Below are 22,201 nucleotides of genomic sequence, written 5' to 3' on the forward strand. Positions count from 1 at the left end.
ACAATTTTCACACATTTTGGACAAAAGTGGTTACATGGACCGCTTGGGCCGCCTCCTCTACCTGGCCGCTTGGCTCGGCCTTCCCGTGGGCATCGGCCTCCAGCTCTACTTCTACCCGCCCAAGGCCCCGGGGCTTTGGTGGGTCTATGGCGCCTTCGCCCTCCTTTTCCTCTTCGCCCTAACCCGAGGGCCGAAGCGGGCTCCCAGGTTCCTGGTCCACGGGCTTGGGGCCTACCTCCTCTTTGAGCTTTGGCGGGCCCAGGGGGAGGGGTGGGTGGTGGGGTTCTGGTCCTCGGCCCTCTACCTTCTGGCTGCCCTTGCCTACCCCGTGCCCTGGGCCTTGGCGGCCTCGGGCTTTTGGGGAGGGCTCCTGGTTTTTGCCCCCCTCCTTTGGGGGTGGGAGCGCCCCTACTACGCCCACTTCGCCCTAAGCCAGCCCGTCCTCCTGGCCCTCACCCTCCTCCTCGCCCGCTTCCGGGAGCTCTACGGCCAGGCCCGCTTCTGGCGGGAACAGGCCCTCACCTGCCCCCTCACGGGCCTTCCCAACCGCCGGGCCCTGGAGATGGCCCTGGAGCGGGAGGCGGCCCGGGTGGAGCGGGGGGCTAAGCCCTTTAGCCTGATCCTCTTGGACCTGGACGATTTCAAGCGGGTGAACGATGAGAAGGGCCATCCCGAGGGGGACCGGCTCCTGAAGGAGGTGGCCCGTTATCTGGTGGCCCACGTGCGCCGGGGCGACCTGGTGGGCCGTTTTGGAGGAGAGGAGTTCGCCATCCTCCTGCCGGAGACGGACCCCCTCCAGGCCACCCGCCTAGCCGAGCGGCTTCGGGAGGGCCTTAAAGCCCTGGGCACCACGGCGAGCTTCGGCGTGGCCTCCTACCGGGGGGACCTTTCCGAGCTCTACCAAAGGGCGGACGAGGCCCTTTACCAGGCCAAGCGGGCGGGGAAGGACCGCGTGGTCCGGCGCACCGATCAGGGGAGCCGGTAGCCCGCCCCCTCCAGGACCCGCTTAGCCTCCTCCCGCTCCTCCCGGGTGGCGAAGGAGAGGCGCAAGGCCCCCGCCGCCTCGCGGATGGTGAGAACCTCTATGTCCTTGATGTTCACCCCCGCTTCCCCTAAGGCGGTGGCGATGCGGGCGATCTCCCCGGGGCGGTCCGGCACCTGGACCACCAGGTCGTACATCTCGGGGAGGAGGCTTCGCCGCACGATGGGGAGGCTATCCCGGGTGCGCTTGGCCTCCTCGGCTACCCGCAAGAGGCCCTCGGGTTCGTCCAGAAGATCCTCGAGGTCCAAAAGCACCGCCCTTAGCTCCTCTATGGCCTCCTTCAGGGCCTCCTTGTTCTCCACCACCATGTCCCGGCTCATCCTGGGGCTTCCCGAGGCCACCCGGGTGAGGTCGCGGAAGCCCCCGGCGGCCAGGAACATGAGGAGTTCCTTGTGGGGGCTTTGCGCCACCAGGCGGTTTAGGGCCACGGCCAGGAGGTAGGGGAGGTGGGAGATGCGGGCCACCAGTTGGTCGTGGAGGGAGGGGGGCATCTCCAGGGGGTAGGCCCCCAGGGCCTCCACCAGGTGCCGTATCCCCTCCCGGGCCTTGGGGTCCGTGCGGGCCGTGGGGGTTAGGACCCAGACGGCGTTTTGCAAGAGCCCGGCGTGGGCGTTTTCCACCCCGGCCCGCTCGCTCCCCGCCATGGGGTGGCCCCCCAGGTAGTGGGGAAGAAGCCCCTCCAGCTGGGCCACCACCTTGCCCTTGACGCTGCCCACGTCCGTCCAGAGGCTTTCGGGGTGGGCCAAGGGGGCCAGGGCCTTGGCGAGGCCGGGCAGGGCCCCCACGGGGGCGGCGAGGATGCCCAGGGAAAGCTCCCCCACCCAAGGCCCTAGCTCCGCATGCACCCGGTCCGCCACCCCCAGGAAGAGGGCCTTCTCCAGGGCCAAGGGGTCTTGGTCGTAGGCGTGCACCTCCTGGGCCAGGAAGCGCTCCTTAAGCCCCAAGGCCACACTCCCCCCCAGGAGGCCCACGCCGAAGATGCCCACCTTGCCGAAGAGGGGCTTCATGCCAGGGCAGGGGTGGAAAGGCTCTTATCCAGGGCCGCCACCAGGCGGCGCACCTTTTCCATAAGCTCGGCGAACTCGTGCTCGTGAAGTTGCTGCGCCGCATCGGAAAGGGCCTTCTCCGGCTCGGGGTGGGTCTCCACGATGAGGCCGTCCGCCCCAGCGGCGAGGCCCGCCAGGGCCAGGGGGATGACCCATTCCCGCTTGCCCGCCGGGTGGGAGGGGTCCACCCAGACGGGGAGGTGGGTCCAGCTTTTGAGAACGGGCACGGCGGAAACGTCCAGGGTGAAGCGGGTGGCCTTCTCAAAGGTGCGGATGCCCCGCTCCACCAGGATGACCTGCATGTTCCCCCGGGAGAGGATGTACTCGGCGCTCATCAAAAACTCTTCCAGGGTCATGCTCATGCCCCGCTTGAGGAGGACGGGTTTCTTGGCCTCCCCCACCGCCTGGAGGAGGGGGAAGTTCTGGGCGTTGCGGGCCCCGATTTGGAAGGCGTCGGCGTACTCCGCCACGAGCTCCACCTGTTCGGGGGAAAGGACCTCCGTGACCACGGGAAGGCCCGTTTCCTTGCGGGCCTCGGCCAGGATCTTTAGCCCCTCCACCCCCAGGCCCTGGAAGGCGTAGGGGCTCGTGCGGGGCTTGAAGGCCCCGCCCCGGAGCATCCCCGCCCCGTGGGCCTTCACGTAGCGGGCCGCCCTCAGGGTCTGCTCCCGGGACTCCACCCCGCAGGGGCCCGCCGCCACCAGGACGTGCCCGCCCCCCGTCTTCCCCGTGGGGAACTCCAGGACGGTGGGGAAGGGCTGGACCTCGAGGCTCGCCAGCTTCCAGGGCTTGGAGATGGGGATGACCTCCGCCACCCCCGGAAGCGCCCGGAAATGTTCCATGAGTTCCGGGGTGGGGCCCCGCCCAATGGCCCCCACCAGGGTGGTTTCCACCCCGCGGGAGACGTGGGGCCGGTAGCCCACCTTCTCAATCTCCCGCACCACCTCTTCCAGCTCCGCCTCCGTGTGTCCCCGCTTCATCACGATGAGCATGCTCCCCTCCCAAAAACCTTGGGCGCCCCCTTTGGGGGGCGCCCGGTTGCGGTGAAAGCCTATGCGGACCGCAGGGCGCCCCCGGCGGGATAATAAAAGCCGAAGTAGCGCCCTAGCCTCCGCATATTGCCCCCAAGTTTAGGGGGCATCCCCGCGGCCTGTCAAGCGCACCTGCGCCCCCACGGGGTCCAAAAGGGTTTCCTCCCGCCCAAAGGGGTCCAGGAGGGTGTAGGCCACGAGCCCCGTGGCCCCTTCCGGGGCCCTCCTTGGCCCCGCCCAGGTGTTGGCCCCCACGTGGTGGTGGTACCCGTCCCAGGCGAAGAAGAGGGCCCCGGGGTAGGTGCGCAAGGTGACCGCCATGCCGAGCCTCCCGGCGAAGAAGGCCTCCGCCCCCTCGAGGCCTTCCACGTGCAGGTGGAGGTGGCCGAGGAGGGTTTCCGGGGGCAGGGGGGTGGCCTTGGGGTTTTCCGCCAGGAGCCTTTCCAGGTTGAGGGGCAGGGTGAACATGAGGGGCCCCTTGGGCCACTCCCCTTGGGGGCGGTCCCGGTAGAGCTCCAGGCCGTTTCCCTCGGGGTCGCGGAAGTAGAGGGCCTCGGAAACCCCGTGGTCCGCCGCCCCTTCAAAGTGGGCCCCCGCCTCGAGGAGCCTCCGGAAAACCCCGGCCAGGGCCTTGCGGTCCGGGAGGAGGAGGGCGAAGTGGTATAGCCCCAGGGAGGGGTAGGGCCTTAGGGGCGCCTCGGGGTCGTGGATAAGCTCTAGGCAAAACCCCCTTCCCTCGGGGAAGAGGCGGTAGCGGGGTGGGTCCGCCTCCACCTTTAGGCCCAGAAGGTCCCGGTAAAACCCCAAGGCGGCCCCCAGGTCCCGCACCCTTAGGGCCAAGGAGAGGAGCCGCCTGGGAAAGGGCATTACCCGGCCACCGCTTCCTTTTCCTTCACCGCCTCGGTGTCCACGCTAAAGCGCACCTCTTCCCCCACCAGCACCCCGCCCATCTCCAGGGGCACGTTCCAGGTGAGGCCGAAGTCCTTGCGGTTCAGCTTCCCCTCAAAGTGGGCGGCCATGCGCTCGTTGCCCCAGGGGTCCTTGGCGGGGCCATGGGTTTCCACCTCAAAGGCGAGGGGCCGGGTCACGCCGCGGATGGTCACCTCCCCTTCCACCCGGTAGCGCCCTTCCCCCAAGGGGGTGATGCGCTCGCTTCGGAAGACGATCTCGGGGTGGTTTTCCACGTCCAAAAAGTCCGGGGAGCGCAGGTGGTTGTCCCGGTCCGCCACCCCGGTGTGGATGCTCTTGGCGTCCAGGCGGGCCTCCACCCGGAGGGGCTTGCCGCTTTCGTCCGTCTCCACGTATCCCTCCTTGAGGTTGAGGGTGCCCTTGACCGTGGCGATCATCATATGCCGCACGGCGAACTCCACGCTGGTGTGGGTGGGGTCTAGTTTCCAACGCATACGGGCCTCCTTTGGGCCTTCGGCCCAAGAGGATAATATCTAAAGCGCTATAAGAGGTCAAGCGCTATCCCGGATAGTACGAAGGCCGGAAGGGAAGCCCTAAGGCCTCGGCGAAGGCCTCTAGGCCCAGGCGGTCCGGCTCCTCCAGGTGGTAGCGGAAGTTCCAGAGGTAGTGCTGGAGGAGAGCCGGGTCCACGCCAAGCCGCTTTCCCTCCGCCTCCGCCACCTCCTTAAGCCGGCCCAATCCCTCCCGCCTAGCCCGCCTGAGGGCCTGGACCAGGGCTTTGGGGGGAGGGTTTTCCTTGCGGTAGGCCCATACGGCGAAGACGAAGGGAAGGCGGGTCCTTTGGAACCAGAGGGCCGAGAGGTCCATCACCTCCACCTCCCCAAAGCGGGTGGGGAGGGCGTGGGGGGTTTCGGGGAGTTCCTTTAGGAGGCCAGCGTAGGCCTTTATGGCCCGGTCCCCGATGAGGAGGACGCCGTCGTGGTCTTCCAGGAGCTCCAAGCCCCCAGTCGCCTGGGCGTAGGCGGGGTTCAGCCCCTTTTCCCGGAGGAGGAGCTTGAGGAGTTCTACGCTGGTGGCGCTTTCCGTGGTGAGGGCGATGCGCTTTAGGGCCTTTAGGGGCACCTTGTGGAAGAGGTTCACGGAGTACACCCGGCCCAGCACCGCCACGGAGAAGTCGGGAAGGAGGCCCAGGGCGTCTTGGTGCTTCAGGTAGAAGTAGCTGGAAACCAGGGAAAGCCCCACCTCCCCCGAGAGCACCATGCGGTTCAGCTCCGCCGGCACCCCGTGGCGGAGGGCAAACCCGTCCGCTTCCAGGAAGCGGTAAAGGGGGGCGGTGTTGGCGTAAAGGGGCACCCCCAGGACGTAGGCCATCAGGCCTCCACCTGGTCCCAGACGCGCACCTCCCGGTAAAGGGCGTCCCGCTCCACGGGGATCCTCCCCGCCGCCAGGATGATGCGGGCGAGCTCCCGCTTGGAAAGCCCTTCCGGGGTGGGGCTTCCCGCCATGTGCACGATGCGCTCCTCAATGAGGGTGCCGTCTATATCGGTGACGCCCCAGTCCAGGGACACCTGGGCGAGCTCGGGGGTGAGGGTGGCCCAGTACCCCTTGATGTGGGGGATGTTGTCCAGGTAGAGCCGGGCCACCGCCAGGTTCCGGAGGTCGTCCAGGCCCGTGGTGAACTCCCGCTTGCCCAGCTCCCGGGCGAGCTGGTTCCCGTCGGGCTGGAAGGCCAGGGGGATGAAGCTCATGAACCCCCCCGTTTCGTCCTGGAGGCGCCGCAGGCGGTCCATGTGGTCCAGGCGCTCCTCCAGGGTTTCTATGTGCCCGTAGAGCATGGTGGCGTTGGTGGGGATGCCAAGCTCGTGGGCGGTGCGGTGGATTTCCAGCCAGCCCTCGGCGCTCACCTTGGCCCGGGCGATCCGCTTCCGCACCCTCTCGGCGAAGATCTCCGCCCCACCCCCCGGCATGGCGTCCAGGCCCGCCTCCTTCAGGGCTTGGAGCACCTCCCGGTAGGGCAGGCGGGCGATCTTGGAGAAGTGGTGGATCTCCGCCGCCGTCCAGGCCTTCACCTGGACGCCGGGGAAGCTTTCCTTCAGGGCCCGCACCAGGTCCAGGTAGTACTGGAAGGGCCTTTTGGGGTGGTGGCCGGCGGTCAGGTGGATTTCCGTGAGGCCGGGTTGGTAGCGGGCCCTAACCCAGGCCACCACCTCCTCCACGTCCCAGTCCCAGGCCCCTTCCTCGCCAAAGCGCCTTTGGAAGGCGCAGAAGGTGCAGCCCACGTAGCAGATGTTGGTCTGGGAGACCCGGATGGAGTGGACGAAGTAGGTTTTGTGGCCGTGCTTCCTCTCCCGCACCCGGTTGGCGAGGCGCATGAGGGTGGGGAGGTCCTGGGTTTCGTAAAGGACCAGGCCTTCGGCGAAGGTGAGCCTTTCCCCGGCTTCCACCTTCTCGGCGATGGGCAGGAGGCGGGGGTCCTTAATCCCCTTCACGGGGGCAGTCTACTCCCCAAGGAGGCGCCTGACCAGGGCCTCCACCTCTTTCCGCCTACCCCCCACGCTCCTTTCGGGGAGGAGGTTCCGGAGGTAGCGGTCGGTGAGGAGGAGGTCCACGTAGGGGTAGACCGTGGCCGCCATCACCGCATCCAGGAGGTCGGAAGGGCGGGGCTTGCGGGTGGGGTCCGTGGCCATGCGGGCGAGGAGCTGGGCGAGGAGGCGGACGAAGGGCACCTCCTTTAGCCCCGTGCGGGAGAGGATCTCCGCCCGGGCGGTGTGGAGGGCCTCGAGGGGAGGAAGCCCCCTTAGCCTTTCCGGAAGCCCCTGGAAGGGGGAGAGGTCCGCCGGCACCTCCCAGCTTCCCCCCCGCCAGAGGAGGTCTTCCCGGTAAAGCCCTCGCCTTTGCCGCCAGGCCACCTCCTGCCAGGGGCGCACCCAGTACCCCTCCGAGAGCTGGCCGAAGAGGGCCTGCAGGGCGGGGAGGAGGTAGCCCGCCTTCTCCTTAGGTCCCCTTTGCGGGTAAAGGGTTTCCAGGACGTGGAAGGGGCTCGGCGGGGCCAAAACCCTCCCCTTTAGGGCCTCGTAGAGCCGGCCGAAGGCCTCGTGGCCCCGTTGGCCCAGGAGGTGCTTGGCCATGCGGCTTGCGTGGTTTTGGTCCAGGTAGACCAGCACTACTCCTTGGCCTTGGCGAGCCAAAGCGCCCCCGCCAGGAGGGCCACGCCTCCGGCGAAGAGGAGGAAGTCCAGGGCGCTATTGGGCTTGAAGCCCAGCGCCTTCTCAAAGAACTTCACCACCAGGATCATGACGATGACCTGGCCCAGCTTGGCCTTTAGGTCCGAAAGGCTTTCCACCGCCAGGATGTTCCCCATGGGGAGCTCCAGGGGGCGGATGAAGAGCTCAAAAAGGCCCAGGGAGAAGAGGAGGAAGACGGCGGCCAAAAGGGCCAGGTCCACCGCCCCCACCAGGGCGGGAAGGGCCTCCTCGAGGGGGTGGGAGAGGGCCTTTAGGGCTTCGGTAAAAGCGTTCCAGGCAAAGTAGAAGGCCCCCAGGAGAAGCCCCGCCACCGGCAGGAGCATGACCCAGCGGATGAGGTGGGCGAAGGTTTCCAGGCGCATGGCTTAGGGCACGTAGGGCACGGCGGGCGGGGTTCCGGTGGAGGCCCTTTCAATGAGGAGGGGCTCAAAGCGTACCTCCCTTGGGGGGCCGGCGTACCCTTGCATCCTTTCCAGGAGGAGTTGCGCCGCCTTCGCCCCCATGGCCTCCACGGGCTGGGCGATGGTGGAAAGCCCCACCTCCTCGGCGAAGGGGTGGCCGTCAAACCCTAGGACCCGCACCTCCTTGCCCAGGGTGAGGCCGAGCCTTTCCGCCTCCTCCATGACCCCCAGGGCCACCTGGTCGGCCCCGGCGAAGACGTTGAGGGGCGGGGAGCTCTTCTCCAGGAAGTGACGGAGGGCAAGCCGCCCCCCTTCGGGGGAGAGGCGGGTGGTGTAGAGGTGGTCCTCCGGGAAAGGCCTGCCCCGCTCCTTTAGCGCCTCCAAAAACCCCGCCATGCGCTCGGCGAAGACCGTGTGGCGGAAGGCGCGGTCGGGCTCCTCCTCCACCTTCACGGCGAAGATGGCCCCGGGGAAGCGGGCCAGGTAGGTGCCCGCCATGTGCCCGCCCAGGAAGTTGTCCAGGTAGACGGAGTCGTACCGGGGGTTTTTGGTGTCCACCAGGACCACGGGCCGATCCGTGGGGAGCTTTCCCCCTTCAAAGTGCTCCGTGAGGTCGTAGGAGGCGAGGATGAGGCCGTCCGTGAGGTAGGCCAGGGTGTGGCTCTCCAAATAGCGCCTGAGCCTGGCCTCGGAGAGGATGGGGAAAAGGGCCAGGTCGTAGCGCTTTTCCAGGAGGACGCTCTCTATTCCCTCTATGAGCCTGCGGTAGAACTCCGTGGCCACGAAGGGGAGGAGGACGCTCACCGTGTAGCTCCTGCCCCCGGCGATCCGGCGGGCGTGGGGGTTAGGGGTGTAGCCCAGTTCCTCCATGGCCCTTAGGACCCGGGCCCGGGTTTCCGGGCGCACCGCAGGGTGGTTGTTGAGCACCCGGCTCACCGTGCCCAGGCCCACGCCGGCCCGGGCGGCCACCTCGTGGATGGTGGGCTTCTTCTTTCTCATGGCCTGGCACCTGGGTGGAAGCGCTTCATGGAAACTTCCATCCTCAGGATAGGGCAACGGGAGGCCTTTTGCAAGAATGGGGGCATGGGGTACGTGCTCTTGGCCTACCTCCTGGGCTCCTTGGTGGGGGGGCTTCTCTTCTTTCCGGAGGTGCGGGGAAAGGACCTTCCGGGGGGTTCGGGGGTTTTCCGGCAGAAGGGGCCCTGGGCCGCCCTTGGGGTGGTGCTCTTTGACGTGGGCAAAGGGGCCTTGGTGGGGTTTTTGACCCCTGAGGCTTGGCGCCCCTGGGCTGGGGCGGCGGTGGTGGCGGGGCACACCTGGCCCCTTTTTTTCCGCTTCCGGGGGGGCGGGGGCATCGCCCCCTCCTTGGGCTTCTTCCTGGTATGGTTCCCACAGGAGGCCCTTCTTTCCGCCCTTTTCGCCCTCCTGGTGGCGGGCGTCTACCATCTCCTTTGGTGGCGGAGGAGGCGGGGGGTTTACCCCATCCCCTTTGGGGCCCTTTTCGGCTACCTGGTCTTTTTCCTGGAGGTGCCCGGGGAGGGCCGGCTTGCGGTGTTGCTGGTGGCCCTGGTGGTGGCCTTGAGGGGCCTACAAATCCTGAAGGGAAGGTGGTAGCTTTGGGGCATGAAGATCCTGAGGTTTAACGGCGGGAGCTGGGGCATCCTGGAAGGGGAAGTGGTCTTGGAAACCGATGGCCCCGGGGGGAACCCCACGGGCAGGCGCTACGATTTGGCCTCGGTCCGGCTTCTGGTGCCGGCGACCCCGAGCAAGATCGTCTGCGTGGGGCGAAACTACAGGGAGCACATCCGGGAGATGGGGCACGATTTCGGCCACGACCTCCCCCAGGAGCCCGGGCTCTTCCTCAAGGCCCCGAACGCCCTGGCCCACCCGGGCAACCCCATGGACCCCTGGAACACGGGGGATGCGGTGCCCTACCCCTTCTTCACGGGGGAGCTCCACTACGAGGGGGAGCTCGCCGTGGTGGTGGGGGACCGGATGCGCAACGTCCCTCCGGAAAAGGCCTTGGACCACGTCCTCGGGTATACCGCGGCCGTGGACATCACCGCCCGGGACGCCCAGAAGAAGGACCTGCAGTGGGTGCGGGCCAAAAGCGCCGATAAGTTCCTGCCCTTGGGGCCTTGGCTGGAAACCGATCTGGACCCCCAGAACGTCTGGATCCGCACCTACGTGAACGGGGAGCTTCGGCAGGAGGGGCACACCTCCCAGATGATCTTTAGCGTGGCGGAGATCCTCTCCTATATCTCCACCTTCATGACCCTGGAGCCCTTGGACGTGGTCCTCACCGGAACCCCGGAAGGGGTGGGGGCCCTGGAGCCTGGGGACCGCCTCGAGGTGGCGGTGGAGGGCGTAGGCACCCTCCACACCCGCATCGGCCCCAAGGAGGAGCGGCCGTGGTGAGGGTGTTGGACCTGGGGTTCCAGGGGGCGGAGAGGGTGATCGCCAGTTTCCTCCTGGATACCCCCCAAGGGCCCGTCCTGATAGAAACGGGCCCCGAAAGCACCTATCCCCGCCTGGTGGAAGGCTTAAGGGCTCACGGGGTGGAGCCCGAGGCGGTGCGCCACGTCTTCGTCACCCACATCCACCTGGACCACGCCGGGGCCGCCTGGCGCCTGGCCGAGCTTGGGGCCACGGTCTACGTCCACCCCAAGGGGGCCCCTCACCTGGTGGACCCCTCCAAGCTTTTGGCCTCGGCGGAGCGCATCTATGGGGCGCTCCTTAAGCCCCTCTGGGGGGAGCTAAAGGGCATCCCCCCGGAAAGGGTGCGGGCCCTCGAGGACGGGGAGGTGGTGGACCTGGGCGGGGTGAAGGTGCAGGCCTTGGAAACCCTGGGCCACGCCTCCCACCACCACGCCTACCGGGTGGAGGGGGTGGTCTTCGCCGGGGACATCGCCGGGGTGCGCATCGCCCCGGGGCCGGTGCTTCCCCCCACGCCCCCCCCGGACATCCACCTGGAAAGCTGGTACGCCTCCTTGGACCGCCTCCTCTCCCTGCGCCCCGAGGCCCTCTACCTCACCCACTTCGGGGCGTACCGGGACGTGGAGGCGCACCTTCTCGCCCTGCGCCAGGTCCTGGAGGATTGGGCGGGCTTTACGCTAAGCCGCCTTAAGGAAGGCCTCTCCCAAGAGGAGATGACCCGGCGCTTTGAGGCCTACTGGCGGGAGGGCCTGAAGCGGGCGGGGGTGGACGAGGCGGGGATGCGCCTTTACGAGCTCGCCGACCCCCCTTACATGAACCTGCAGGGGCTGGTGCGCTACTGGCAGAAACACCACCCCGAGGCCCTGGAGGGCTAGATGGCCTGGCCCTTTCCCCTGGGCCAGAGGGCCCGGATGGCGGTCCTGGCCTCCGGGCGGGGGACGAACCTGGAGGCCCTGCTTCAGGCCTTCCCCCCTGGGAACCCCTTGGGGGAGGTGGTCCTCGTCCTCTCCGACAACCCCGAGGCCCCTGCCCTGGAGCGGGCCAGGAGGCGGGGGGTGCGGGCGGAGGCCCTTCCCTGGCGGGGACGGAAGGCCTTTGAGGGGGAGGCCCAGGCCCTTTTGCGGGCCATGGAGGTGGACGTGGTCCTCCTCGCCGGCTTCATGCGCCTCCTCTCCCCGGGCTTCGTGGAAGGGTGGTATGGCCGCCTCCTCAACATCCACCCTTCCCTCCTCCCCGATTACCCCGGCCTCCACGTGCACCGGCGGGTCCTGGAGGCGGGGGAAAAGGAAACGGGCTCCACGGTCCACTTCGTGGACCAAGGGGTGGACACGGGGCCCATCGTCCTCCAGGGGCGGGTGCCCGTCCTGCCTGGGGACCGGGAGGAGGAGGTGGAGGCCCGGGTTCTCCGCCTGGAGCACTGGCTTTACCCCAGGGCGGTGCGCCTCCTGCTCTTGGGCCTGGCCCGGCCCCCCGAGGCCTTCTTGGCCTTTCGGGAAGCCCTTTACGCCCTGCCCCCTAGGGAGCGGGCCCTTTACGCCCGGGCCCTTTCCGCCCTGGCCCTTTGGGGCAAGGAAGAGCTTTGGCCCGAGGCCTTCGCCGCCTCCCGCAACCCTTGGGTGCGGGGGGCCTTTCTCCTCGCCCACCTCCTCGCCGCGCCCCACCTGCCCCTGCGGGAGGAGCTTGCCCGCCTGCCCGAGGTGGGAGGGGCGGCCTTGGCGCTTTGGGAGCGGGTAGAATCCCCCCTATGAGGGTTCTGGTGGTGGGCGGCGGGGGGCGGGAGCACGCCCTCCTTTGGAAGGCGGCGGAAAGCCCGCTGGTGGAGAAGCTGTACGCTGCCCCCGGCAACGCCGGGATGGCGGCCTTGGCGGAGCTCGTCCCTTGGAATGGGGACGTGGAGGCTTTGGCGGACTGGGCCTTGGCGGAGGGCATAGACCTCACCCTGGTGGGGCCCGAGGCCCCCTTGGTGGAGGGGATTGCCGATGCCTTCTTGGAGCGGGGCCTGAAGATCTTCGGCCCCACGCAGAAGGCGGCCATGATTGAGGGCTCCAAGGCCTTCGCCAAGGGGCTTATGGAGCGCCACGGCATCCCCACGGCCCGCTACCGGGTCTTCACCGAGGCCCTCGAGGCCCTGGAGTACCTGGAGGAGGTGGGGGTGCCCATCGTGGTGAAGGACTCGGGGCTCGCCGCCGGCAAAGGGGTCACGGTGGCCTTTGACCTACACCAGGCCAAGCAGGCGGTCCTCAACCTCCTCTCGGGCCCCGAGGGGGGGGAGGTGGTGATAGAGGAGTACCTGGAGGGGGAGGAGGCCACGGTGCTCGCCCTCACCGACGGGGAGACCATCCTTCCCCTCCTCCCTTCCCAGGACCACAAGCGCCTCCTGGACGGGGACCAGGGCCCCATGACCGGGGGGATGGGGGCGGTGGCCCCGTACCCCATGGACACCGCCACCCTGCGCCGGGTGGAGGAGGAGATCCTGAAGCCCTTAATCCGGGGCCTCCGGGCGGAAGGGGTGGTCTACCGGGGGGTGGTCTACGCCGGGCTCATGCTCACCCGGGAGGGCCCCAAGGTCCTGGAGTTCAACGCCCGCTTCGGCGACCCCGAGGCGCAGGCGTTGCTTCCCCTCTTGCGAAGCGACCTGGTGGAGCTCGCCCTTAGGGTGGCGGAGGGAAGGCTTGCGGGAACCGAGCTTTCTTGGAAGGAAGGGGCCGCCGCCTGCGTGGTCCTGGCCGCCCCCGGCTACCCCGAGGCCCCCAAAAAGGGCATCCCCCTCCACGTGCCCGAGCCCCCGGAAGGGGTCCTGGTCTTCCATGCGGGCACCCGGTGGGAGGGGGGGCGGCTTCTTTCCACTGGGGGGAGGGTTTTGAACGTGGTGGGCCTGGGGAAGGACCTGGAGGAGGCCCTGGCCCGGGCCTACGCCTTCATCCCGCGGGTGGGCTTCCCGGGGGCGGTCTACCGGAAGGACATTGGGCAGAAGGCCCTTAGGGCCCGCTAGTACTTGAGCCGGGCCAGGGGGAGCCGCTTGCAGGCGGAAAGCACCGCTCCCAGGGTGGCGTAGCCCTTCTCCTTCAGGAGGGGCACCATGCGGGCGAAGACCTCCGCGGTCATGAGGGCGTCCCCGAGGGCGGTGTGCCGGCCGAGCACGGGGACCCCGAAGCGCTCCGCCAGGGCCTCGAGGCGGTGGTCCTTGAGGTCGGGGAAGAGGAGGTGGGCGAGGAGGAGGGTGTCCACCAAGGGGGGCTCCCCCACCCCCACCTTCCGCAGAAAGGCCAGGTCAAAGGCCCCGTTGTGGGCCAGGAGCACCGTGTCCTCCAGGAAGGCCTTGAAGGCGGGGAGGACCTCTTCCAGCCTGGGCTTGCCCTTAAGCATCTCCCAGGTGAGGCCGTGCACCTCCGTGGCCGCCTTGGGGACGGGGCGCCCGGGGTCCACCAGGGCCTCAAAGGTTTCCTGGTAGAGCACCTTTCGCCCCAGCACGTGCACCGCCCCTAGGGCGATGATGGCGTCCTTTTCCGGGTCTAGGCCGGTGGTCTCCAGGTCAAAGGCGGTGTAGAGGAGGCCCTCCAAGGGGGCCTCCTCCAGGGCCTCCGGCACCTGGAGCAGGGCGGGGTCCACCACCTCGGCCCGGGGTGGGGGTCCTTGGGGGACGGGGAGGCTTGGCGCTTCCCTGGCCGGGAGGAGGAGGTGAAGCCGGCCACCCTCCCGCCAAAGGCTTCCCCGGGCGGCCTCCACCGCCTCCTGCAGGAGGGGGTGGGGCTTTGGGGCGGGGTGGGGGAAGCTTAGGGTGAGGCGGAAGAGACCCCCTTGCCGTGCCCCTTCCAGAAAGACCTCCTCCTCGTTTCCCAAGGTGGCGGCGAGGCCCCGGGCCAGGGCGTAGGTGTCCGCTTGCACCAAAAACCCCTCGGCCCCTTCCCTTAGGGCAAACCCCGGGGAAAGCCCCGCCTCCCGCTCCAGGGCCTCCGCCAAAAGGGAAAGGAGGTCTTCCGCCCGCACCTCCTCCACCTGCGCCGGGGCCTTGAGCGCTTCCACCAGGTGGGAAAGGGCCTCCGCCGTGGCCCGGGCTTGGGCGAGGAGGGGGTGGGGCACCTCCTCCGCCAAGGCCTCCACCATGGCCCTAAGCCCCGCCAGCTTGTCCCTTAAGCGGTGCAAGGTGGCCTCCTTTAGCTCCCCCTCCTCCTGCGCCTCTTCCAAAAGGAGCAGAAAGCCCCCTTCCGCCAAGGCCACCGCCTGGAGGCGCAGGGGCCCCCTGGGCCCTTGGGTGAGGAAGCGCTCCTCGGGGAGGGCCAGGGCGTGGGCCAGGAGCCCCCGGTCTAGGAGGCCGAAGAGGCTCTTGCCCGCCCCTAGCCCTTCCCCAAGGAGCCTGCGGGCCGGGGGGTTGTAGAGGAGGACCTGGCCCTTTGGGCTTGCCAGCACCACCCCTTGGGGCAGGTGGGCGATGAGGGCGGCCAGGATTTCCCGCTCCCGCTCCAAGAGGGCCTTGGCCTCGGCGATGCGGGTTTCCACCTCCTTTTCCAGGGCTTCCTTTTCCTCGGCCAGGCGGTTGATGAGCCTGGCCAAGGCCTGAAGCTCAAAGGGTCCCTTGAGGCGCAGGCGGTGGCCGGGATGGGCCAGGAGGACCTCCGCCTCCTGGCCCAGGGCCCGGGTGGCGGCCAGGTACCCCAGGAAAAGGGGGTGGAGGAGGGCGGCCAGCACCAGGGCGAAGAGGAGGCCCAGGAAGAGGAGGAGAAAGGCCTTCTCCTGGGCCACCCGGAGGAGTTCCCGTGCCAGGGCCTCCTCCCCTTGGAGGAGGAGGAAAAGCCCCGCCCCCACCGTCCCCCCCACCAGGAGGAGGCCCAAGAGGAGGGCGCCCAAAAAGCGCAGGGCCTCCCTCATGCCCCCTCCAAGAGCCCCCGCACCCGGGCGAGGAAGTCCTCCGTGGCGAAGGGCTTGCCCAAAAACCCCTCCGCCCCCAGGGCCTCCGCCTTGGCCCGGTCCGCCTCCCGGCCCCGGGCGGTGAGGACCAGGACCTTGGGGGGGCTTGGGCGGGCTTTTAGGCGCTCCAGGACGGCGAAGCCGTCTAGGCCAGGGAGCATCAGGTCTAAGACCACCAGGTCCACGGGGCCTCGCTCCACCGCCTCGAGGGCCTCCTCTCCCGTCTTGGCCAAGGCCACCTCGTACCCTGCCTTGCGCAGGAGAAACTCTAGGGGCACCAAGATGCTCTCCTCGTCATCCACCAAGAGAACCCGCATCCGCCACCTCCAAGGGCAAGGTAAAGGCGAAGGCCCCGCCTTCCCCTTCCTCCAGGTAAAGCCTTCCCCCCAAGGCCTCGGCAAGGCGCCTTGCCAGGTAAAGGCCAAGCCCCGTGCCGCCCGAAAGGCTTTGGAAGGGCTCAAAGATCCGGGGCCGGGCTTCCGCCGGGACCCCAGGGCCATCGTCCAGGACGCGGAAAAGGGCTTCTTGCCCTTTTGGGGCAAGCTCCAGGCGTACCCGGCTTTTGGCGTGGCGCACGGCGTTGGTGAGGAGGTTGAGGAGCACCTGGAGAACCCGGTCCCGGTCGGTGTGGGTGAAGAGTGGGGTCAAGGCCCTTTCCAGTCTAATTCCCCGCTCCCGGGCCAGGGGTTCGGCGAGGCTTAGGGCCTCCTCCGCCAAGGCCTTTAGGTCCGTGGGCCGCTTCTCCAAGGCGGGGTTTGCCTGGAGCCTGGCGTAGGCCAGGATTTCCTCCACCAGGCGGGAAAGCCTTTCCGTTTCCTTGGCCAGGAGGGCGGTGAAGCGCCCTTTTTCCTCCTCCGGGAGGTCCGGGTGGTCCCGCAGGATCTCCGCCAGGGCCCGCACGGCGGTGAGGGGGGTCTTGAGCTCGTGGGAAACCGCCCAAAGGAGCTCGTCCTTGGCTTGGTCCAGGGCCTTGAGCCGCTCGTAGGCCTCGGCCAGCTCCCGCCTTGCCGCCTCCAGGGCTTGGGCGTAGGCCCGCACCTCCTTGGACTCGCGGGCCGCCTCCTCCAGGAGGGGGGTGTAGCCCTCTTCCCCGGGGGCCTTTTGCGTGACGGAAAGGAGTAGGAGCCTCGCCGTGGCCGGGCCGATGGCGGAGGAGAGGAGGGCTTCGGCCCGCAGGGCGGCCTCCCTCCCCGAAAGCCCCTGGGCTTCCCTCAGGAAACCCTCCGCCGCCTCCCGGCCCAAGACCCTTTCCAAAAGGGCGGCGAGCGCCCCCACCTCCCCGGTGCGCCCTTCCCGTTGGGGTCTTCCCCGGCTAAAAAGGGAGATGCCCAGGGTAAGGGCCAGGTTTACCCCAAAGCTCACCAAAAAGCCGTGGGTGATGGGGTCTAGGCCCTTTAGGCCCAAGAGCCCCTCCGGGCGCAGGAGGGGGTGGGGGCCTTCCAGGAAGGCCTGGGGAAGCCAGCCCGAGCGGGCCAGGGCGGGCAGGAAGAGGGTGTAGGCCCAGAGGAGGATCCCGGCCACGAGCCCCGCCAAGGCCCCTGTGCCCGTGGCCCCTTTCCAGTAGAGGCCGAGGAGGGCCGCCGGGGCCAGCTGGGTCACGGCCACGAAGGAGATGAGCCCCATGCCCACCAGGGCGTAGGCCTCCCCCGCCAGGCGGAAGTAGAGGTAGGCGAGGAGCATCACGAAGAGGATGGCGAGCCTTCGCCAAAGGAGGAGGCTTCCCAGGGCCCGGTAGCGCAGGAGGAGGGGGGAGAGGAGGTGGTTGGAAAGCAGGATGGAAAGGGCAAGCCCCTCCACCACCACCATGGCCGTGGCGGCGGAAACCGCCCCCAAGAAGGCCAGGAAGGCCACCCAGGGGTTTCCCGCAAGAAGGGGCAGGGCGAGGACGTAGAGGTCGGGGTTTTCCCCGGGCAAAAGAAGCCTTCCCCAGAGGGCCAAGGGGAGGATGGGCAGGTTGATGAGGAGGAGGTAGAGGGGGAAGGCCCAGGCGGCCTTGGGCAGGTGGCTGGGGTCTTGGCTTTCCACCACCCCCACGTGGAACTGCCGGGGCAGGAAGAGGAAGGCGAGGGCGGAAAGCGCCACCAGGCTCACCCAAGCGAGGTGCCCGGAAAGCCCCTCGGGGGGCAGGAGGAGGGGGTGGAGGTCGGGGCGGGCTTGGGCGAGGGGAAAGGGGTTTCCCAGGCTCAGGAGGACGAAGGCGCCCACCAGGAGGAGGGCGAAGAGCTTCACCAAGGACTCAAAGGCCACCGCCAGGACCAGGCCCGGGTGGCGCTCCGAGGGGTCCAGGCGGCGGGTGCCGAAGAGGATGGCGAAGAGGGCGAGGAGAAGGGCGGTGAGGAGGGCCACGTCCGCCAGGGGAGCCTTTTCCCCGCTTAGGAAGAGGAAGGCTTGGGCGATGGCCTTAAGCTGCAGGGCCAGGTACGGCAAAAGCCCCACCACCAAAAACCCCGCCGCCAGGGGGGCTAGGGGCCCGGGGCCGTAGCGGAGGTGGAGGAAGTCCGCCCAGGAGGTGAGGCGGTGGGTCTTGGCCAGGGCGAGGAGCCTCCCGTGGAGCCAGGGCCAGAGGAGGAGGGTGAGGGTGGGGCCCAGGTAGATGGGGAGGAAGGTGGCCCCCTCCGTGGCCGCCCGGCCGGCGCTCCCCAGGAAAGTCCAGGCGGTGGCGTAGACCGCCAGGGAGAGGGCGTAGACCCAAGGGCTTTGCGTGAGGCGCGGGCGGCCTTCCCCCCACAGGGCCACCAGGAAGAGGAGGCCGAGGTAGAGGAAAAGGCCTAAAAGAAGCGTCCAAGGGCTCATGGCCGGCGGAAGAGGAGAAAGGCCAGAAAGACCACCAAGGCCCAGGCCCCGAAGAGGTAGAGGTAAAGGGGGGGAAGCCCCAAAGGCCCCTCCACCCCCCGGAAGAGGAGGCTTAGGGGCAGGGTGAAGAGGAAGAGGGCGAGGAGGAAAAGGGCAAAGGCTTTTTCCTTCATCGCAGGTTAAAGCGGCTTGCCGTGCTCTCCTGGATTTCCTGGATGGCCCTAAACCCCTCGAGGGCCCGCCGTTTTTCCCCAGCGGAGAGGGCGGTCCAGAGCACCCGGTTCTCCACGGGCCTCCCTTCCCGGAAGGCCTTGAGCTGGTGGGCGAGCCGCAGGCCGAAGAAGAAGCGGAAGGCCTCCTCCAGCCTTTCCGCCCCTTCCCGGCTTAGCGTCCCCGCTTCCGCCGCTATGCGTAGCCTTTCCACCGTGCCCTTGGCGGCGCTTCCCGCCAGGAGGGCGTAAAGCCTCGCCAGGGACACGATGGGGGCGAGGGCGGAGCGCTTGAGGTCTATAAAGCCTTCTTCCGTGCGCACCCGGCCCAGGAAGCCCAAGGGGGGGCGGAACTCCAGGCTGGCCCGGGCCAGGTGGTAGAGGAAGACCCCCCGCTTGGCCCCTTCCAGAATGGCTTCCTCCAGGGGTTTCAGGGAAAGGGCCCCGGCGGCGCTCCGGAAGTCAAAGAAGATCTGGGTTTCCAGGAGGGCCTGGGGCTCGGGGGTTTCCATGAAGCGGCGGAAGGTGGCGATCCAGTCCGCCAGGGGCATGCGCCAGCGGGTGGCCATGTAGCCCCCTTTGCACTCGGGGATCCCCGCCTGCAAAAGCCCCCCCACCACCCGCTCCGCCAGGGCCTGGAAGTAGGCCTCGTGCCCTCCTTCCGCCAGGACCAAGGCGTTGTCTTGGTCGGTGAGGAGGGCTTGCTCCTTTCGGCCTTCCGAGCCGAAGACCATGAAGCTATAGGGGATAGGGGGTGGCCCTAAGGCCGCTTCCGCCTCCTTCACCAGGCGCCGGATCAGGGCATCGTTCAAGGAGGCCACCACCCGACCGATCTCCAGGGCCTCGAGGCCCTTTTGAAAAAGCCCCTCCACCAGGTGGGCCACCTCGGCGCTATAACGGGCGAGCTCCAGGCGCTCAATCCGCCGCAGGAGGAGAAGGGGGCTTTGCGCCTGGTGAAGGAGAAGGTCCGTGTGGGTGACCACGCCCACCAACTTCCCCCCTTCCGTGAGGGGCAGGTGGTGGATCCCCCGCTCCACCATGGCCGCCACCGCCTCGTAAAGGGGGGTATCCGCCGGCAGGGCGAAGAGGGGAGCGGTCATCACCGCCGCCACGGGCGTGGAGGGGGGAAGGCCCTCCGCCAGCACCCGGTTTCTCAGGTCCCGGTCCGTGAGGATGCCCGGGGGGTCCGAGGCCACCAGGAGGCTACTTATGCCCTCCTCCCGCATCCTCCTCGCCGCCTCCTGCACCGGGGCCTCCGGGGCGATGAAGACGGGCTTTCGCCGCACGAGCCGCCCCACGGGGGCGAAGAGGGAGAGGTCGGGCAGGGCCCTAAGCCGTACCCGTTCCACCAGCCCCTGCCCGAAGAAGCGGGCGGCCTCGGGGTAGGCGAGGAGCTTGCGGAAGCTCTCCTCGGGGAAACATAGGAGGCGCACCGGGGTCTTGGCCACCACGCTAAACGCCGGGGGCTCCCCGGAAAGGAGGGACGGGAACCCGAAAAACTCCCCGGGCTCCAGGGTGTCCACCTCCCTTTCCCCGTCCCGGAGGGCCACCTCTCCTTCCAGGACCAGGTAGACCGCCCGGGCCGGCCTTCCCCCTTGCTCCAGGAAAGGGGTGCCTGGGGGGTGGCGCTCCTCCCTGGCCTCTTGAAGGAGGGCTTCCCGTTCAGCCTCGGGAAGGGCGTTCAGGGGTGGGACCGTTCTTGGGTCCATAATCCGGGGTGAGCCAGGCGAGGAGGGGGACCAGGAAGTGGTAGGCCGCCTGCCCGCCCAGGGCTAGGGTCAGCCCTAAGCCCAGGACAAAGGCAGGGGGCAGAAGGACGAAAAGCCGCACCACGCGCCCTAGGCCTGGCGGGGGAAGGGGCCAAAGCCGGTGGTAAAAAACGCCAAGGCCCATGCCTATCAGGGCCGCGAGGGCAAGGCGCAGGAGGAAGCCGGGGGTGGGGAAGGGAAGGCCCAGGGCGTAGTGGCCCCCTAGGTAGAAGAGGAAGAGGGCCGTCAAGCTTCCCAGGTAAAAGCGGAGGTAGCCAAGTACCATACTTCATTCTAGGGTGAGGCCAAAAGGAAAACCCCCCGGGGAGCCCCGGGGGGTTTGGCCTTAGTGCTCTGCCGCCTGGCCCGCCCCTTTGGGCACGCGGATCTCGTCCACCAGCTTCTGGATCTCTGCGGGGGGCGGGGGCGTGGCCCGGGAGACCAGGTAGGCTACCAGGAAGTTGAGGAGCATGCCCACGGTGCCGATGCCCTCCGGGGAGATACCGAAGACGAAGCGGGGCCAGCCCAGGTAGTTCGTGCCCACGATGTAGGTGGCGGTGAAGATCAGCCCTACGAGCATCCCGGCCACCGCCCCCTGGGTGTTCATCCTGCGGTCAAAGATGCCCAGGAGGATGGCGGGGAAGAAGGTGCTGGCGGCAAGCCCGAAGGCAAAGGCCACCAGCTGGGCGATGAAGGCGGGCGGGTTGATGCCAAAGGGGGCTGCGAGGACCGTGACCAGGAGGATCACCACCCGGGCGATGGTGAGCTTGGTGGTCTCCGAGGCCTGGGGGTTGATGATGCGGGTGTAGAGGTCGTGGGAGATGGCGCTGGCCATGACGATGAGAAGCCCCGCCGCTGTGGAAAGCGCCGCCGCCAGGCCGCCTGCCGCCACCAGGCCTACCACGATGGGGGAAAGCTTCGCCACCTCGGGGGTGGAGAGGACGATGATGTCCCGGTCAATGGTGATCTCGTTGGTGTCGCGGCTAGCGGTGATTTGGTAGATGCGTCCCCGTTTTTGTCCTCCAGCTTGAGAAGGCCCGTCTTGCTCCACTTCTGCACCCAGTCAATCTGCTGCACTTCCTCCACCGGCTTGTTGGCCAAGGTGTTCAGGAGGTTGTACTTGGAGAAGACGGCCACAGCGGGGGCGGTGGTGTAGAGAAGGGCGATGAAGAGGAGGGCCCACCCGGCGCTCCAGCGGGCGTCGGAGGCCTTGGGCACGGTGTAGAAACGGATGATCACGTGGGGTAGGCCGGCCGTACCCACCATGAGGGTTAGGGTGATGAGGAAGACGTTGAGCTGGCTCAGGCTTTGGAAGGGCTTGACATATTCGTTGAGGCCAAGTTCCACCTGCAGTTGGCTAAGCCGCACAGCGAAGTCTGAGAAGGTGAAGGCGAGCTGGGGGATGGGGTTTCCCGTGAGGAGGTTGGCGAGGGCGATGCCGGTGATGAGGTAGGCGATGATGAGCACGGTGTACTGGGCCACCTGGGTCCAGGTGATGCCCTTCATCCCACCGATTACGGCGATGAAGGCGGTGACCAAAACGGCGGCCCACACGCCCGTGGCCACATCCACCCCTAGATAGCGGGAAAGGACGATGCCCACGCCCCGGAGCTGGGGCACCACGTACACGAAGGAAACGAAGAGGGCGGAGATCACCGCCACCACCCGGGCCACGTTGGAGTAGTACCGGTCCCCCACGAACTCGGGCACGGTGAACTTGCCGTACTTGCGCAGGTAAGGGGCGAGGAGGAGGGCGAGGAGGACGTACCCTCCCGTCCAGCCCATGAGGTACACCGCCCCGTCAAACCCGAGGAAGGAGATGAGGCCTGCCATAGAGATGAAGCTCGCCCCCGACATCCAGTCGGCGGCGGTGGCGGCCCCGTTGGCCACGGGGGGTACGCCGCGGCCTGCCACGTAGAACCCCGTGGTCTCCCGCACGCGGGCCCAGTAGCCGATGCCCAGGTAGAGGGCGAAGGTGAGGAGTACGATGATCCAAGTCCAAACTTCCGCGGTCATACCAACCTCCTAGTCCTCAAAGCCGTACTTCCGGTCCAAAGCGGCCATGCGGTAGGCGTAGTAGAAGATGAGGATCACAAACACGTAGATGCTCCCCTGCTGGGCGATCCAAAACCCCAAGGGGGGGCCGCCGAAGAGGCGGATGGCGTTGAGGGGTTCTGCCAAGAGGATGCCCAAGACATAGCCAACCAAAGCCCAAATGATGAGGAGGTTTCGGATAAGGTTTAGGTTTTCCTTCCAGTAAGCTTCTAGCCCGCTCATAACTCCCTCCCCCGCTTGGGAAGCGGTACGCGCTTCCGCCAGCAAAGCTTCCCTCGCGGTTAGCGGCAATCTTAGGGAAGGATGAGGGGGGTGTCAAGAAACGGGGGCTTTGCGACCATGCGCAAAAGCCAGGGTTTCCCCGGGGAGAAGGGGGGCTAG

The 22,201-nt window shown here is 67.9% G+C and carries 22 protein-coding genes and 1 pseudogene; 6 read left to right on the forward strand and 17 right to left on the reverse strand.

All coding sequences use genetic code 11. The features are described 5' to 3' along the window. Positions 1 to 34: 34 nt before the first annotated feature. Complete coding sequence (locus LXN00_RS04150) at positions 35 to 985, forward strand: GGDEF domain-containing protein (protein WP_234505232.1); 951 nt, start codon at positions 35 to 37, stop codon at positions 983 to 985. On the opposite strand, the gene LXN00_RS04155 is transcribed toward LXN00_RS04150, so the two are convergent. The 9 genes from LXN00_RS04155 to LXN00_RS04195 all read right to left on the reverse strand — a co-directional run bounded on the left by LXN00_RS04155 (position 970) and on the right by LXN00_RS04195 (position 8,673). Continuing rightward, positions 970 to 2,049, reverse strand: coding sequence for a prephenate dehydrogenase (locus LXN00_RS04155; RefSeq protein WP_234505235.1), 1,080 nt, complete (start codon positions 2,047 to 2,049; stop codon positions 970 to 972). The two genes, LXN00_RS04150 and LXN00_RS04155, sit on opposite strands and share 16 nt — an antisense overlap. Continuing rightward, the gene (aroF, locus tag LXN00_RS04160; protein ID WP_234505237.1) at positions 2,046 to 3,080 is read right to left on the reverse strand and encodes a 3-deoxy-7-phosphoheptulonate synthase; all 1,035 of its coding nucleotides are present in this window, start codon (positions 3,078 to 3,080) and stop codon (positions 2,046 to 2,048) included. The genes LXN00_RS04155 and aroF overlap by 4 nt, the downstream gene beginning before the upstream one ends. Positions 3,081 to 3,218: 138 nt before the next feature. Then, positions 3,219 to 3,986, reverse strand: coding sequence for a VOC family protein (locus LXN00_RS04165; protein ID WP_234505239.1), 768 nt, complete (start codon positions 3,984 to 3,986; stop codon positions 3,219 to 3,221). After that, positions 3,986 to 4,522, reverse strand: a complete 537-nt coding sequence (locus LXN00_RS04170; protein ID WP_234505241.1) for a YceI family protein — start codon at positions 4,520 to 4,522, stop codon at positions 3,986 to 3,988. Before LXN00_RS04170 ends, LXN00_RS04165 begins: the two co-directional genes overlap by 1 nt. 64 nt (positions 4,523 to 4,586) lie before the next feature. Beyond that, positions 4,587 to 5,399, reverse strand: a complete 813-nt coding sequence (locus LXN00_RS04175) for a menaquinone biosynthetic enzyme MqnA/MqnD family protein (protein WP_234505243.1) — start codon at positions 5,397 to 5,399, stop codon at positions 4,587 to 4,589. Beyond that, positions 5,399 to 6,517, reverse strand: a complete 1,119-nt coding sequence (mqnE, locus tag LXN00_RS04180; protein ID WP_234505245.1) for an aminofutalosine synthase MqnE — start codon at positions 6,515 to 6,517, stop codon at positions 5,399 to 5,401. The genes LXN00_RS04175 and mqnE overlap by 1 nt, the downstream gene beginning before the upstream one ends. Positions 6,518 to 6,526: 9 nt before the next feature. Continuing rightward, positions 6,527 to 7,192, reverse strand: coding sequence for a hypothetical protein (locus LXN00_RS04185; RefSeq protein WP_234505247.1), 666 nt, complete (start codon positions 7,190 to 7,192; stop codon positions 6,527 to 6,529). Beyond that, a complete protein-coding gene (locus LXN00_RS04190) occupies positions 7,192 to 7,635 on the reverse strand; it encodes a YqhA family protein (RefSeq protein ID WP_234505251.1) in 444 nt (147 codons plus the stop codon). Before LXN00_RS04190 ends, LXN00_RS04185 begins: the two co-directional genes overlap by 1 nt. 3 nt (positions 7,636 to 7,638) lie before the next feature. After that, the gene (locus LXN00_RS04195) at positions 7,639 to 8,673 is read right to left on the reverse strand and encodes a substrate-binding domain-containing protein (protein WP_234505253.1); all 1,035 of its coding nucleotides are present in this window, start codon (positions 8,671 to 8,673) and stop codon (positions 7,639 to 7,641) included. 84 nt (positions 8,674 to 8,757) lie between these two features. Here LXN00_RS04195 and LXN00_RS04200 point away from each other — a divergent pair, with 84 nt between their 5' ends. From LXN00_RS04200 to purD, 5 genes are read left to right on the forward strand one after another with little or no spacing between them, the layout of a single operon-like run. Beyond that, positions 8,758 to 9,288, forward strand: coding sequence for a glycerol-3-phosphate acyltransferase (locus LXN00_RS04200; protein WP_234505255.1), 531 nt, complete (start codon positions 8,758 to 8,760; stop codon positions 9,286 to 9,288). 9 nt (positions 9,289 to 9,297) lie between these two features. After that, complete coding sequence (locus LXN00_RS04205; RefSeq protein ID WP_234505257.1) at positions 9,298 to 10,092, forward strand: fumarylacetoacetate hydrolase family protein; 795 nt, start codon at positions 9,298 to 9,300, stop codon at positions 10,090 to 10,092. Next, the gene (locus LXN00_RS04210) at positions 10,086 to 10,985 is read left to right on the forward strand and encodes an MBL fold metallo-hydrolase (protein WP_234505259.1); all 900 of its coding nucleotides are present in this window, start codon (positions 10,086 to 10,088) and stop codon (positions 10,983 to 10,985) included. Before LXN00_RS04205 ends, LXN00_RS04210 begins: the two co-directional genes overlap by 7 nt. Next, on the forward strand, positions 10,986 to 11,858 hold the full coding sequence (gene purN / locus LXN00_RS04215; RefSeq protein WP_234505261.1) for a phosphoribosylglycinamide formyltransferase: 873 nt from the start codon (positions 10,986 to 10,988) through the stop codon (positions 11,856 to 11,858). Then, positions 11,855 to 13,102 (forward strand): phosphoribosylamine--glycine ligase, encoded by a 1,248-nt coding sequence (gene purD, locus LXN00_RS04220; protein WP_234505263.1) that lies wholly within the window; start codon positions 11,855 to 11,857, stop codon positions 13,100 to 13,102. The genes purN and purD overlap by 4 nt, the downstream gene beginning before the upstream one ends. Here purD and LXN00_RS04225 read toward each other — a convergent pair. The 8 genes and pseudogenes from LXN00_RS04225 to LXN00_RS04260 all read right to left on the reverse strand — a co-directional run bounded on the left by LXN00_RS04225 (position 13,099) and on the right by LXN00_RS04260 (position 22,042). After that, a complete protein-coding gene (locus LXN00_RS04225) occupies positions 13,099 to 14,976 on the reverse strand; it encodes a 3'-5' exonuclease (protein WP_234505265.1) in 1,878 nt (625 codons plus the stop codon). The genes purD and LXN00_RS04225 overlap by 4 nt on opposite strands. After that, complete coding sequence (locus tag LXN00_RS04230; RefSeq protein WP_234505267.1) at positions 14,973 to 15,332, reverse strand: response regulator transcription factor; 360 nt, start codon at positions 15,330 to 15,332, stop codon at positions 14,973 to 14,975. The genes LXN00_RS04225 and LXN00_RS04230 overlap by 4 nt, the downstream gene beginning before the upstream one ends. Beyond that, entirely contained in the window at positions 15,310 to 17,808 is a 2,499-nt protein-coding gene (locus LXN00_RS04235; RefSeq protein ID WP_234505270.1) for an ATP-binding protein, read from the reverse strand. Before LXN00_RS04235 ends, LXN00_RS04230 begins: the two co-directional genes overlap by 23 nt. After that, positions 17,805 to 17,981 carry a hypothetical protein gene (locus LXN00_RS04240; RefSeq protein ID WP_234505273.1) on the reverse strand — a complete coding sequence of 59 codons (177 nt, stop codon included), beginning with the start codon at positions 17,979 to 17,981 and terminating at the stop codon, positions 17,805 to 17,807. Before LXN00_RS04240 ends, LXN00_RS04235 begins: the two co-directional genes overlap by 4 nt. Then, positions 17,978 to 19,726, reverse strand: a complete 1,749-nt coding sequence (locus tag LXN00_RS04245; protein WP_234505276.1) for a DUF294 nucleotidyltransferase-like domain-containing protein — start codon at positions 19,724 to 19,726, stop codon at positions 17,978 to 17,980. The genes LXN00_RS04240 and LXN00_RS04245 overlap by 4 nt, the downstream gene beginning before the upstream one ends. Further along, complete coding sequence (locus LXN00_RS04250; protein WP_234505279.1) at positions 19,680 to 20,051, reverse strand: hypothetical protein; 372 nt, start codon at positions 20,049 to 20,051, stop codon at positions 19,680 to 19,682. The genes LXN00_RS04245 and LXN00_RS04250 overlap by 47 nt, the downstream gene beginning before the upstream one ends. Before the next feature lie 60 nt (positions 20,052 to 20,111). Next, a pseudogene (locus LXN00_RS04255) lies at positions 20,112 to 21,781 on the reverse strand (sodium:solute symporter family protein). 9 nt (positions 21,782 to 21,790) lie between these two features. After that, on the reverse strand, positions 21,791 to 22,042 hold the full coding sequence (locus tag LXN00_RS04260) for a DUF4212 domain-containing protein (protein WP_234505299.1): 252 nt from the start codon (positions 22,040 to 22,042) through the stop codon (positions 21,791 to 21,793). Between the last annotated feature and the right edge of the window lie 159 nt (positions 22,043 to 22,201).

The organism is Thermus brockianus (assembly GCF_021462505.1).
In the GTDB taxonomy this organism is placed as follows: domain Bacteria; phylum Deinococcota; class Deinococci; order Deinococcales; family Thermaceae; genus Thermus; species Thermus hydrothermalis.